Source organism: Chloroflexota bacterium, from assembly GCA_013152435.1.
Lineage (GTDB): Bacteria > Chloroflexota > Anaerolineae > DUEN01 > DUEN01 > DUEN01.
The window spans coordinates 15950-28372 of sequence record JAADGJ010000013.1; the positions used below are offsets into that span (position 1 = coordinate 15950).

A 12423-nucleotide genomic window follows, 5' to 3' on the forward strand; every position below is an offset into this window, starting at 1 on the left:
GTATTACGTGTTGCGTAATGAGGTAATGCATAAAGGATATGGGGTCCGCCATGACGATCCGAGGCCGAGTCTGGAAATACGGCGACAACGTGAACACCGACGTCATCTTCCCCGGCAAGTACACCTACACCATCACCGATCGCCGGGAGATGGCCCGGCACGCGCTGGAGGATCTGGACCCGAGCTTCGCGGGGAACGTGCAGCCCGGCGATGTGATCGTGGCCGGGCGCAACTGGGGATGCGGCTCCAGCCGGGAGCAGGCGACCATCTGCCTGAAAGAGGCGGGGGTGGGCGCCATCGTGGCCGAATCGTTCGCCCGCATCTTTTATCGCAACGCGCTCAACAACGGGCTCCCGGCCATCATCTGCCCGGAGGCGGCCGCCGCGTTGGAATCCGGCGATGCGGTGGAGATCGATTTAGAGGCTGGAACGATCCGGCGTGGAGACGATACATGGCACTTCCCGCCGCTGCCGGAGACGGCTTTACGTCTGATCCAGGCGGGAGGGTTGATCCCATATCTCAGACGGGAGCTAGGGACAACACGCAATACCTAACACGCAACACGTAACACGCAACACGTAATTGCGTACTGCGTATTGCGTGTGGGTGCGAGGGAACGAGATCGTGGACATACGGGAGCTTACAACGCAGGTGGAGGCGTTCATCGCCGACATGGGATGGGCGGGGCCGGAATCGCCCTGGCCGCGCACGCCGCGCAACCTGGCCACGTCCGTGATGATCGAGGCGGCCGAGCTACTTCAGCACTTCCAGTGGGGTGACGAGGTGACCGACCCGGACGCGCTGGGCGCGGAGATGGCCGACGTGCTCATTTACCTGCTGCAGCTGGCTGCGATCACCGACATCGATCTGGAAGCGGCCACCGTGGCCAAGCTGGCCCGCAACCGCCAGCGATTTTCGCCTTCGAAAATAGGAACCGCGAAGGGCGCAAAGAGCGCTAAGGATTTTTGAAAGCCTTTGCGTCCTTCGCGCCCTTTGCGGTTAGATTAAAGGGACCAGGCATGAGTCATCGCATCTGCGTCATCGAGGGAGACGGCATCGGACGGGAGGTGATCCCGGCGGCCGTGGCCGTGTTGCAAGCCACCGGCGTTGATCTGACGTTCGAGCACGCCGAAGGCGGCTTCGGCTGCTTCCAACGACGCGGCACGGCGCTGCCGCCGGAGACGCTGGCACTGGCCCGGGAGTGCGACGCCGTCTTCTTCGGCGCCACCCAATCGCCCTCGGGCAAAGTAGATGGGTATCGCAGCCCTATCCTGGAGCTACGCCGGGAGCTGGACCTCTACGCCAACCTGCGCCCCGTGCGCTCGCTGCCGATCCCCGACAGCCGCCCGGGGATCGACCTGCTCATCGTGCGGGAGAACACGGAGGGTCTGTACATGCGCCGTGAGCGCAGCGACGGCGAGACGGCCATCGCCGAGCGCGTCATCACCCGCCGGGCGTCGGCACGCATCATGCGCGTGGCCTGCGAGCAAGCCCAGGGCCGTCGCGGCCACGTGACGCTGGTGCACAAAGCCAACGTGCTAACCGAGACCGATGGCCTGTTCCGCCGGACGGCGCTGGAGGTGGCCGAGGCGTACCCGGGCGTTCGGGTGGATGAGCTGCTGGTGGACACGGCGGCCATGCGCCTGGTGCAGGCGCCCGAATCGTTCGATGTGCTGGTGACCACGAACCTGTTCGGCGACATCCTGAGCGACGAGGCGGCCGGGCTGGTGGGGGGCCTGGGGCTGGCCGCCTCGGCCAACATCGGCGATCGACACGGGCTGTTCGAGCCCGTCCACGGATCGGCCCCGGACATCGCCGGGCGAGGCATCGCCAACCCCATCGCCGCCATCCTGGCCGGCGCGCTGATGCTGGACTTCCTGGGCGAATCGGAGGCAGCCGACCGCGTCCGGTCGGCTGCACTGGACGTCTTGAAACACGGCCCCCGCACGCCCGACCTGGGTGGGGACGCCCGCACCGCCGACGTGACGCAGGCGGTCGTGAGGAGGATGAGTGATAGGTAGCTTTCCGTATTACGCAATACGCAATACGTTTCATGGGTTTCGTATTTCGTATTGCGTATTGCGTAATAACGTAAGGTTAAGGAGGAACTACCATGGCCGAAGTCCGAACCGCCGAATGCCCTGAGTGCGCTGCCGAGATCGAGCTGAGCGATGTGATCGTCGGCGAGATCATCGAATGTCCCGATTGCGGCGTGGAACTGGAGGTGCGAAACCTGGACCCGTTGGAACTTGACCTGGCCCCACAGGAAGAGGAGGACTGGGGAGAGTAAAGGGATGAGGCAATGAGGCACAAAGGTATGAGGGAAGACGCGGGGTTCAGGATGTAGGCGCCCTCGTTACCTCGTCGCCTCGTTGCCTCACCACTCGCATACCGGAGATGAACCATGAAAGTTGGTGTCCTTTGCTCGCGCATTCGCGTCGAGGAGAAGCTGCTTTTCCAGAAGATGGAAGAGCGCGGGATCCCCTTCGAGCGCATCGACGATCGACAGGTGATCTTCGACTTCCACAGCGACGGTTGGACGCAATACGACGTCGTCCTGGAGCGTTGCATCAACCACTCCCGGGCGTTATACTCCCTGCGCATCCTGGACGATCGCGGCATCCCTACCGTCAACACGTTCGAGGTAGCCGACACGTGCGGCAATAAGCTGCTGACCACCTCGGCGTTGGTGCGGGCGGGCGTGCCCACGCCCAAGACCTTCATCGCCTACACGCCGGAGTCGGCGCTGGAGGCCATCGAGCGCATGGGCTATCCCGTGGTGCTCAAGCCGGCCGTGGGCTCGTGGGGTCGCCTGCTCTCCAAGATCAACGATCGCGATGCCGCTGAGGCCGTGCTGGAACACAAACAGATCCTGGGGACCTATCATCACTCCATCTTCTACATCCAGGAGTATATCCACAAGCCCGAACGGGACATCCGGGCGTTCGTGGTGGGCGACGAGACCATCTGCGCCATCTATCGCATCTCGCCTCACTGGATCACCAACACGGCGCGTGGTGGCACCGCAACCAACTGCCCGATCACGCCCGAGCTGAACGATCTCTGCGTCCGGGCTGCCCGGGCCGTCGGCGGGGGCGTCGTCGCCGTCGACGTGCTGGAAGATCCCGAGCGCGGCCTCCTGGTCAACGAGGTGAACTACACCATGGAGTTCCGGAACTCCATCGAGCCCACCGGCGTGGACATCCCGGGCCGCATCATCGATTTCGTCGTGCGCGTGGCAAAGGAGGGATGGGCCGCCGCCAATGGCTGGGAGCAACCCGCGGAGGTGACGGCCTGATGCCTCTGCGTGCGATCACGTTCGACTTTTGGGGAACGCTGTACTGGGTCCCCACGGACGGCACCAGCCGAGAGCGACGCACTGAGCTGCTATATCGCTACCTGACCAAACACGGATACGCCATCTCACGAGAACGGCTGCGCGCGGCGTTGGACGACAGCTTTCGACGCGCTTACGAGGTGTGGATACGGGAGATGCGCACGGCGAATGCGGCCGAGCGGCTGCGATGGATCCTGAGCGACGTGGGAGCCACGCTCCCCTCCCAGGTTCGCGATGCCCTGAGACGAGAGATGGAGGAGACGCTGCTGTCCGAGCCGGTGACGCCAATTCCGGGGGCCATCGAGACGGTGCGCGCACTGGCCGGGCGCTATCGCCTGGGGCTGATCTCCGACACGGGCATGAGTCCCGGCCGTGTCCTCCGCCACTTCATGGCCCGCGATGGGATCCTCGGGCTGTTCCAGTACTGCGCGTTCTCCGACGAAACCGGACGGGCCAAGCCCCATGAACGGCAGTTCCTGGATACGCTGAAGCGGCTGGAGGCGCGGCCGGAGGAGGCCGCTCATATCGGCGACCTGGCAGCCACCGACATCGCGGGCGCCCGCCGTGTGGGCATGAAGGCCGTGCTCTTCACCGGCATCACCGAAGGGCAGGATCCCTCGCAGGCCCATGCCATCATCTCCTCCTACGAGGAACTGCTTCCCATCCTGCACGCGTGGAGCGACTCATGAGCACAGATCGGCTGAGCGTGAGCATCGTAGGGGCCTCCGGATACACCGGCGGCGAACTGTTACGCCTGCTGTTAAGCCATCCCGACGTCGAGATCGGACAGGTCACCTCGGAGCGCCACGCGGGACGTTATGTCCACTTCGTGCATCCCAATCTCCGCGGCCACACCCGGCTGAAGTTCACCAGCGCCAGCGAGCTCCAGCCATGCGATCTACTCTTCCTTTGCCTGCCCCATGGCCAGGCGCAAGCACGTATCGATGACTTCGCCGCGCTGGCGCCTCGCATCATCGACCTGAGCGCCGATTTCCGGCTGCGCGACCCGGTGCTATACGAACGGTGGTACGGTCAGCCTCATGCCGCGCCCGAATGGCTGGGCCGATTCGTCTACGGGCTGCCGGAGCTCCATCGCGAGGAGATCCGGGGCGCCTCGTACGTCTCCGGCGTGGGCTGTAACGCTACGGCGACCACGCTGGCGCTGTGGCCGCTCTTCCAGGCCGATCTGGCCGACCGGAGCCGCGACGTCGTCGTCGAGGTGAAGGTGGGATCATCGGAGGGAGGCAACAGCCCATCGGAGGCCTCGCATCACCCGGAGCGGAGCGGGGTCGTACGATCGTTCGCCCCCACCGGCCATCGCCATACCGCCGAGGTCGTCCAGGCGCTTTCCTCGACCGGCCAGACGCCGCCCATCCACCTCTCGGCGACGGCCATCGAGCTGGTGCGCGGCGTGCTGGCCACCGGACACGTGTTCCTGAAGGACCGGAGCCTGACCGAGCGAGACCTGTGGAAGGCTTATCGGGCGGCCTATCGGGATGAGCCGTTCGTCCGCATCGTCAAGGAGCGCCAGGGAATCTACCGCTATCCGGAGCCGAAGATCGTGGCCGGGTCGAACCATGCGGATGTGGGCTTCGAGCTGGACCCGGAGACCGGTCGGGTGGTCGCGCTGTGCGCCATCGACAACCTGATGAAGGGCGCCGCGGGCACAGCCGTGCAGTGTATGAACCTGATGTGCGGCTTCCCGGAGACGAGGGGGCTGGAGTTTACGGGATTACATCCGGTGTGAGCACCGGATACGGATACAGGATTCATGATGCACGATGCGGGGTTCGGGACATAGGATGCAGAGCACCCTATCCGGATCCCGGGCCCTGCCTCCCTGCATCCTGCATCTTGCACCCTGTATCCTGCACCTTGCATCCTGACCGAAGAGGTGACCATGATCGTCGTCAAAATCGGTGGCAGTGAGGGGATCAACCTGGACCTGATCGCGGATGATATCGCCGCGTTGGTGAAAGAGGGCCAACGGATGATCGTCGTCCACGGCGGCTCGGCGGAAACCAACCGGGTGGCCGAGGCGCTGGGGCACCCTCCCCGTTTCGTCACGTCCGTGTCGGGCTACACCAGCCGCTACACCGACCGCAAGACGCTGGAGATCTTCGAGATGGTGTACTGCGGCAAGGTCAACAAGGGGCTGGTGGAACGGCTCCAGCGGCGCGGCGTGAACGCGGTGGGGCTCTCCGGGCTGGACGGCCGCATCTTTGAGGGGCCGCGCAAGGCGGTCATCAAGGTGATCCAAAACGGGCGGCGCATGGTGCTGCGGGATGACTACACGGGCAAAGTGGAGCGGGTAAACGCGGATCTGCTGCGCCTGCTGCTGGACAACGGCTATCTGCCGGTGCTCACCCCGCCGGCCGCCTCCTACGATGGCGAGGCCATCAACGTGGACGGGGATCGGGCGGCCGCGGCGGTGGCCAAGGCGATGGGGGCCGAGCAGCTCATCATCCTGTCCAACGTGCCGGGCCTGCTACGCAACTACCCGGACGAATCCAGCCTGATCCCGCATATCCCGCGCGGCCGGGTAGAATCGGCCATGGACTTCGCCCAGGACCGGATGAAGAAGAAGGTGCTGGGGGCCACCGAAGCGCTGGAATCGGGCGTGCGCCGGGTGGTCTTCGCCGACGGCCGGATGGAACAGCCGATCCGCCGGGCGTTGGCCGGCCAGGGAACCGTCATCGAGTGAACAGGATGCCCCACACGGACGAGGTGCATTGTGAATGAGACGAAGGCCACCATTGACATCTCTCCGGAGATCAAGGAGAAGCTCCTGTCCTTCCAGCGAAACGAGATCACCGAGCATCTGATCTATCAGCGGCTGGCTCAGAGTGTGAAAGAGCCGGAGAATCGGAAGATCCTGGAGCAGATCGCAGCCGATGAGTTGAGGCATTACAACACCTGGCGCGGCTACAGTCAAGAGGATGTGCCACCGGACAGGCGTCAGGTATGGTTCTACACCACGCTGAGCCGGATATTCGGGCTGACCTTTGGGCTGAAGCTGATGGAAAGCGGCGAAGAGGCGGCTCACGAGGACTACGCATCGCTGATCGGCGTGCTGCCAGATGCAGAACAGCTGGCAGAGGAGGAGAAGGTCCACGAATCCCGGCTCATCGACCTCCTCGACGAAGATCTACTGCGGTATGTGGGGTCCATCGTCTTGGGATTGAACGACGCGCTGGTCGAGTTGACCGGCGCACTGGCGGGCCTGACCCTTGCGCTGCAAAATACACAGCTCATCGCCATGACGGGCGCCATTACGGGCATCGCGGCGGCGCTGTCCATGGCCACGTCCGAGTACCTGTCCGTGCGGGAGGAGCAGGACATCACCGATCGAACGCCCGGCAAGGCCGCGGTGTACACCGGCCTGGCGTACATCGCGACCGTGCTCGTCCTGATCGCGCCCTATCTCTGGTTCGAAAACTACTTCGTGTGCCTGATCGCCACGCTGATCATCGCCGTGGCGATCATCGCCCTGTTCAACTATTACGTGGCCGTCGCCAGAGAGCTCTCCTTCCGCAAACGTTTCCTGGAGATGGCCGCGCTGAGCTTAGGCGTCGCTGCCTTCAGCTTTTTGGTGGGCTACGCGCTCCGCACCCTCTTCGGGGTCGAGGTCTAGCCTCCGCGCCACGGCCGCCCGGCCTGAGACGAGGGTCCCCTTCTTCCGGGAGGAAGCACTATGTCGTCCAACATGTCCATCATCGAGCTTGAATCTCGCTACACCTCCGGCGCGTACCCCAAGCGGGAGGTCGCCATCGTGCGCGGCCGGGGAGCCCGGCTATGGGACGCCGACGGTCGCGAGTACATCGATTGCGCCTCCGGCCATGGCGTGGCGCTCATCGGCCACGGCCGCCCCGAGGTGGCCGACGCCATCGCCGAGCAGGCCCAGCGACTCATCACCTGTCCGGAGGTCTTCTACAACGACCAGCGCGCCCGCCTGCTGGAGCGGCTGATCGGCCTGGCACCCGAGGGGCTGACCCGGGCCTTCCTCTGCAACTCCGGCGCAGAGGCCATCGAGGGCGCCATCAAGTTCGCCCGTCTGGCCACCGGCCGCCCCGGCATCGTGGCGACCATGCGCGGCTTCCACGGCCGCACCCTGGGCGCGCTCTCCGCCACCTGGGAGAAGAAGTACCGACGGCCGTTCGAGCCGCTGGTCCCCGGGTTCACCCATGTGCCCTACAATAACCTGGACCGGCTGGCCCAGGCCGTCACCGAGGACACCGCGGCCGTCCTCCTGGAGGTCGTCCAGGGCGAGGGGGGCGTCCGGCCCGGCTCCCGGGAGTTCTTGCAGGGCGCCCGGGAGGTCTGCGACAAGGCTGGGGCCCTGTTGATCGTGGACGAGGTGCAGACGGGATTTGGCCGCACAGGGCGATGGTTCGCGGTAGAGCACCATGACCTCCGGCCTGACCTGATGGCGCTGGCTAAGGGGATGGCAGGCGGCGTCCCCATGGGCGCCGTCCTCATGACCGACGCCGTAGCCAGCCAGATCAAGCCGGGCGCACATGGCTCCACCTTCGGCGGCAATCCGCTGGCCTGCGCGGCCGCCCTGGCGACCATCGATGTGCTGGAGCGGGAGGATCTGCCCCGCCAGGCGGCGGAGAAGGGGAGCTATCTCATCGAGCGCCTGCGCCGCATCGAGTCGCCGAAGATACGTGAGGTCCGAGGGGTGGGGCTGATGGTGGGCGTGGAGCTGAGGGAGCGCAGCACGCCATATCTGCGCAGGCTGATGGACCGGGGCGTGTTGGCTCTGCCGGCAGGGCCTACGGTCGTCCGCTTCCTGCCACCGCTGGTCATCAGCCGGGAGGAACTGGATCGAGTCGTGGACGAGCTCGCCATCGTGCTGGCTAAACACGTTAACGGTAGGGGCAGGGCTGAGACCTGCCCCATGCGCATCAACTTAACGACGCAGGCAAGGACCTTCGATTGCTGCTCTGCACTATCTGGACAATGTCACATTCGAGGCGACAGGGAAATCAGCCGCCTGTGACGATCTGTCACCCTGAGCGGAGCAGGGCGGAGCGAAGGGTCTCCCACCATGCGGGAGGGAGATTCTTCGCTTCGCTCAGAATGACGCATCAAATATGACATTGTTAAGCTATTCAGGGGCCAGCATGCCTCAAGAGTGTAAGGGCGAGGCATCCTTGGAAGTACCATCGACATGAGCGTCCGCGCATCTGATGTAGAGAGCGTGCATTATAGCATCGCCGCTGCAGGATGCCTCGCCCCTACGGGCTTAAATTGATGCCTATGGGGCAGGTCTGAGACCTGCCCCTACACAAATCCCACGCGGGGGTTCACGCCCGCCGACTCGCAAGCGGCCGCCACATGGCCGACGATCTTCGAATGGGCACGGCCGTTGCTGGCCACCACCCCCCAGCGAGCGTGCACGTCCGGCTGATTGTAACGGAAGGGACGGCCCCAACAATCGGTCATCCGGCCCCCGGCAGCCCGCAGGATGGCATCCGGCGCACACACATCCCACTCCTTGCACCCCAGGCTGGGATGGATATACAGGTCGGCTTCCCGGGTCGCCAGCAGGCTCACCTTCAACCCGACGCTCCCACAAGGCCGATCCTGTCGGATGCCCAAAGCCTGCCGAACGGCCTCGGTCAGCGGGCTGCGATGGGTACGGCTGACCACCAGACGCATCTGGGCGGGCTCAGAGACATCGGACACACGCAGGGGCTCACGCGAGCCATCCTGCTCCACCCAAGCCCCCACGCCCGACTGGCCGATGAACAGCCGCTCGGCGATGGGCTGATAGACCAATCCCAACACGGGCTCGCCGTCGATGACCAGCCCGATCATCACCACGAACTCGCCGGTGCGGTTCACAAAGTCCTGCGTGCCATCCAGCGGATCCACGATCCACACCCGCCGGTGACGCAACCGGGAGCCATCGTCCGCCGTCTCCTCGGACAGAAGCCCGTCGTGAGGAAAGGCCGACCGCAAGGCCTCCACGATAATATCGTTACTGGTCCGGTCGGCCGCCGTGATCGGCTCGTCCGGCGTCTTCCATTCCACGGTGGCGCCGCGAGCGTAGATGGCGGCCACCTGAGCACCAGCCCGGCGGATCACCTCCCGGGCGATCTCCAACTCCCGTGCTAGAGGCGGTAAAGTCGATGTCATATCACCTGATCCATAACGAAGATTGGACGGGAAGCCAGATCCCGAATGAGCCCGGCACATACGTGCTGTTCTTCCACCTCGCCGAGCCGCTCACGATCTCCCCGGGCCGTCTGGGAACGCACCACCTGGATAGCGGATGGTACGCCTACGTGGGCAGCGCCCGTGGGCCTGGCGGCCTGGCCGCCCGCGTGGCCCGCCATTTGCGGCCGGCGGCGGAAAAGCGCTGCCACTGGCACGTCGACCACCTGACCGCCCGGGCCCACGTAGAACGCATCGCATGGGCGGTGGGGGATGACCGCCAGGAGTGCCAGTGGGCCCGCCGGCTCCTGGCCCTGCCTGGCTCCTCCGTCCCGATCCCCCGCTTTGGGGCATCGGATTGCACCTGTCCTGCCCACCTGATCCGGGTGCCCAGCGCGGCGGCGGCATACCAGGCGCTGACGGCGGCCCCTCCCGGGTCCGCCCCCGGCTAGGGGGACACCGCCCTATTGGCATCAAGTTAAGCGACGCGGAAGCGTGGCCCCGCATCTCTGGGGTGGCTCGGAGGGGCGGTAGCCCCTCACCTGCCCCATGGGGCCGGAGGCCACCGGCCAAAGCCCCAACCAGGCAGGGAAAAGGCGAGAAAAAGAGTTTTCCTGCGGAGGGGCTTCCCCTCCGCACCTACCGCCCATGGAGGGAAAAAGCGACAGGCGGGAGCCTCGCCCATGCTGTTACGCTGGTGCGAATACGGCTAGGGGGACACCGCCCCCCATCTGGGCTCCCAATCCCGGAATAAGACACGCCCACGTGCGGCCTCTACTCTCGCCCACACGTGGGCGTATTCCTGCAACCGATCAGAAAGATGTTCGCATCCCTCGCGCGACGAGCCGTTCCTCGCTCACGCGAATCCCACCTTCGCGTTAGTGAGAGCCGTCCACGGCGGGGAGAAACACCTGACGCTGGGCGAACACGACGACCAGGTCCACGCCGTGAAGCCGCGGGGACACGGTCGGCCCGCCATCGATGACGATCGTCGCCCGGTTGAGGCCAGGCGTCATCTTGGTCTCGTCAACGGTCACGTAAATGGCGGAGGGCGCCGTGCCTTCGGACGGTTCCAGATTCACCCACGGAACTGTGGGGACCGTCACTACGCCGGATTCCCCTTCAACCCGCACGCCATCCTCCGTGATCTCCAGCTTCCCGGACCGATCCAGCGCGTCCGACAGCGTCACCCAACTGCCGGCGGGGATCACGCCCGCCACCCAGTCGATGCCGGACCCCGTAATCAGGATTCGCGGCAGCGGGTACGTGCGGCCGGTCATCACCGTGAGCACGATCTTATCGGGCTGGACGTCAAAGGGCGGCGCCGTCAGCGTCAGATTCACCACCACTTCCTTGGGGCTTCCCGAGATGCCCGCGGCGGTCACCTGCACACGACCCTCGTACGTTCCCGGCGGCATGCCGGTGGTATCGATCAGCAACGTGATCGTCGCCGGGGTGGTACCGCTGGAGGGGCTGATGGTGAGCCACTTGGAGCCCGCCGTCACCGTCGCCGACCAAGCGAAGGATCCGCCCGCCCCCACATTCGTCACATCCACGAAGCGATTGGTCTTGTCGCCGCTCTGCAATTGCAGGCTCAGGCTGGTGGGGGTCACACCTAATTGCGGCTCCGCTACGATCCCCTCCCCGTCCAGGTTGCCCAGAGCGATGGGGTTGCGCCCAAAGGTTCGATACGAACCGGCGATGTTGGTGTATGAGGTGTCCACATCCGGGCTCTGATAGATGCGGATCTGGGTGGACGAGAGGATGACCGCCTCAGCACGGCTATCGCCATCCACATCTCCGGCCACCACGGCTTTCCAGTTCCGCCCGATCCTCACCTCAAATGAGGGGACCGCATCGGTGCCATAATTGCGCATGATGAAGGAGACCCCGTCATCCGTCCGGGGATCTCGCAGCAGGAAGACCTCGTCATCCCCGCTGTTGTTCACGTCGCCCAAAGCGATATCGGTGAAATAGGGATAGAACTTCTCCCCATGAACCGTATCCAAAGAGCTGCTCCCGCTCTTCCAACGCATGACCAGATACGAGTTCAGCGCCGCGATCACGTCCTGCCGTGTGAGGACGATCTCATCCTTGAGGTTGGACACGGCGTCGGTGTCGCCGATCGCGATGTCCAGCCACGGGAAGTCGTAGGATTTGTCGTGCAGCGCCGACCACGTGACGGGATTGAGGATGGTCAGCCGGCGGTCATGGAGGCTCTCCCAGTAGCGGATCATCCCGATGTCATCCCGACCATCCGCGTTGACATCCCCCAGGGCGATGGCATCCCACGGCCAGCCGTAGCCGTTGTCTCGGACCTTCGTCCAGCTCGTGCCATCAGCGCCCCCATCCCACACGGTCAGATGCTCGCGGATCCCACCCGCGTTATCCGAGTGGGTCAGGACGATCTCGTCCCGGCCATCGGCGTCGATATCGCCCGTGGCCACCAGCTCCCACACATTGGGCGAAGCGCTACGGTTGAAGACGACCTTGGCCTGCCCCTTTTGGACGACCGGATCGAAGACCTTGGCCGTGGCCCCGCGCAACGCGATGATCTCATCATCGCCGTCGCCGTTGAAGTCCCCTGTCGCCACCGCGGACCACCCGCTATCTGGGGACTGCCAGACCACCGCCTCCTTCCCGGGCGGCACGTACGGATCATGCACCTTGATCCGCCCCGTGGAGTCCAGATAGACGATCTCCTGATCTACAGTTGGGGCTGCAGCGACGGTGGGTATCCCTGACGGGCCCCATAGGCCAGCCCACGGTACGGCCAATACGGCCAACACGATCAGGGCCACACCCCACGCTCTGTGTCTCTTCATCTATACCTCCTCACAAGAGGGAATCGCCGAAAATCTCCAGCGCCTTTCGGCGGGCATTATAACATAGTACCTGAGCCCTCCCAAACAGATCAAAGTGCG

General features: G+C 64.7%; 13 protein-coding genes. 11 read left to right on the forward strand and 2 right to left on the reverse strand.

What is annotated here, in order from left to right; translation table 11 throughout:
* Positions 1-50: 50 nt before the first annotated feature.
* From GXP39_01815 to GXP39_01860, 10 genes are all read left to right on the forward strand, one after another.
* On the forward strand, positions 51-554 hold the full coding sequence (locus tag GXP39_01815) for a 3-isopropylmalate dehydratase small subunit (protein ID NOZ26777.1): 504 nt from the start codon (positions 51-53) through the stop codon (positions 552-554).
* A gap of 118 nt (positions 555-672) precedes the next feature.
* A complete protein-coding gene (locus GXP39_01820; GenBank protein ID NOZ26778.1) occupies positions 673-969 on the forward strand; it encodes a nucleotide pyrophosphohydrolase in 297 nt (98 codons plus the stop codon).
* Positions 970-1019: 50 nt separating this feature from the next.
* Positions 1020-2021: an isocitrate/isopropylmalate dehydrogenase family protein gene (locus GXP39_01825; protein ID NOZ26779.1), complete on the forward strand. Its 1002-nt coding sequence runs from the start codon at positions 1020-1022 to the stop codon at positions 2019-2021.
* Positions 2022-2113: 92 nt separating this feature from the next.
* Complete coding sequence (lysW, locus tag GXP39_01830) at positions 2114-2290, forward strand: lysine biosynthesis protein LysW (GenBank protein ID NOZ26780.1); 177 nt, start codon at positions 2114-2116, stop codon at positions 2288-2290.
* A gap of 114 nt (positions 2291-2404) precedes the next feature.
* On the forward strand, positions 2405-3298 hold the full coding sequence (gene lysX, locus GXP39_01835) for a lysine biosynthesis protein LysX (GenBank protein ID NOZ26781.1): 894 nt from the start codon (positions 2405-2407) through the stop codon (positions 3296-3298).
* The gene (locus GXP39_01840; GenBank protein ID NOZ26782.1) at positions 3298-4026 is read left to right on the forward strand and encodes an HAD family hydrolase; all 729 of its coding nucleotides are present in this window, start codon (positions 3298-3300) and stop codon (positions 4024-4026) included. The genes lysX and GXP39_01840 overlap by 1 nt, the downstream gene beginning before the upstream one ends.
* Positions 4023-5084 (forward strand): N-acetyl-gamma-glutamyl-phosphate reductase, encoded by a 1062-nt coding sequence (locus tag GXP39_01845; protein ID NOZ26783.1) that lies wholly within the window; start codon positions 4023-4025, stop codon positions 5082-5084. Before GXP39_01840 ends, GXP39_01845 begins: the two co-directional genes overlap by 4 nt.
* A gap of 153 nt (positions 5085-5237) precedes the next feature.
* On the forward strand, positions 5238-6041 hold the full coding sequence (locus tag GXP39_01850) for a [LysW]-aminoadipate kinase (GenBank protein ID NOZ26784.1): 804 nt from the start codon (positions 5238-5240) through the stop codon (positions 6039-6041).
* Between the two features lie 51 nt (positions 6042-6092).
* Complete coding sequence (locus GXP39_01855) at positions 6093-6971, forward strand: rubrerythrin family protein (GenBank protein ID NOZ26785.1); 879 nt, start codon at positions 6093-6095, stop codon at positions 6969-6971.
* A gap of 60 nt (positions 6972-7031) precedes the next feature.
* Entirely contained in the window at positions 7032-8339 is a 1308-nt protein-coding gene (locus GXP39_01860) for an aspartate aminotransferase family protein (GenBank protein ID NOZ26786.1), read from the forward strand.
* A gap of 284 nt (positions 8340-8623) precedes the next feature.
* On the opposite strand, the gene GXP39_01865 is transcribed toward GXP39_01860, so the two are convergent.
* The gene (locus GXP39_01865) at positions 8624-9481 is read right to left on the reverse strand and encodes a 3'(2'),5'-bisphosphate nucleotidase CysQ (GenBank protein NOZ26787.1); all 858 of its coding nucleotides are present in this window, start codon (positions 9479-9481) and stop codon (positions 8624-8626) included.
* On the opposite strand from GXP39_01865, the gene GXP39_01870 reads away from it, so the two are divergent.
* On the forward strand, positions 9475-9951 hold the full coding sequence (locus GXP39_01870; GenBank protein ID NOZ26788.1) for a GIY-YIG nuclease family protein: 477 nt from the start codon (positions 9475-9477) through the stop codon (positions 9949-9951). The two genes, GXP39_01865 and GXP39_01870, sit on opposite strands and share 7 nt — an antisense overlap.
* A 426-nt stretch (positions 9952-10377) precedes the next feature.
* Here the strand turns inward: GXP39_01870 and GXP39_01875 are convergent, their stop codons facing one another.
* The gene (locus GXP39_01875) at positions 10378-12324 is read right to left on the reverse strand and encodes a VCBS repeat-containing protein (protein NOZ26789.1); all 1947 of its coding nucleotides are present in this window, start codon (positions 12322-12324) and stop codon (positions 10378-10380) included.
* Positions 12325-12423 lie beyond the last annotated feature (99 nt).

Bases quoted from the DNA above. Each gene is read 5' to 3' on its own strand.
- lysX (NOZ26781.1), top strand. From the start codon at position 2,405: ATGAAAGTTGGTGTCCTTTGCTCGCGCATTCGCGTCGAGGAGAAGCTG.
- GXP39_01815 (NOZ26777.1), top strand. From the start codon at position 51: ATGACGATCCGAGGCCGAGTCTGGAAATACGGCGACAACGTGAACACC.
- GXP39_01820 (NOZ26778.1), top strand. From the start codon at position 673: ATGGGATGGGCGGGGCCGGAATCGCCCTGGCCGCGCACGCCGCGCAAC.
- GXP39_01870 (NOZ26788.1), top strand. From the start codon at position 9,475: ATGTCATATCACCTGATCCATAACGAAGATTGGACGGGAAGCCAGATC.
- GXP39_01875 (NOZ26789.1), bottom strand. From the start codon at position 12,324: ATGAAGAGACACAGAGCGTGGGGTGTGGCCCTGATCGTGTTGGCCGTA.
- GXP39_01840 (NOZ26782.1), top strand. From the start codon at position 3,298: ATGCCTCTGCGTGCGATCACGTTCGACTTTTGGGGAACGCTGTACTGG.
- GXP39_01860 (NOZ26786.1), top strand. From the start codon at position 7,032: ATGTCGTCCAACATGTCCATCATCGAGCTTGAATCTCGCTACACCTCC.
- GXP39_01825 (NOZ26779.1), top strand. From the start codon at position 1,020: ATGAGTCATCGCATCTGCGTCATCGAGGGAGACGGCATCGGACGGGAG.
- lysW (NOZ26780.1), top strand. From the start codon at position 2,114: ATGGCCGAAGTCCGAACCGCCGAATGCCCTGAGTGCGCTGCCGAGATC.
- GXP39_01850 (NOZ26784.1), top strand. From the start codon at position 5,238: ATGATCGTCGTCAAAATCGGTGGCAGTGAGGGGATCAACCTGGACCTG.
- GXP39_01865 (NOZ26787.1), bottom strand. From the start codon at position 9,481: ATGACATCGACTTTACCGCCTCTAGCACGGGAGTTGGAGATCGCCCGG.
- GXP39_01845 (NOZ26783.1), top strand. From the start codon at position 4,023: ATGAGCACAGATCGGCTGAGCGTGAGCATCGTAGGGGCCTCCGGATAC.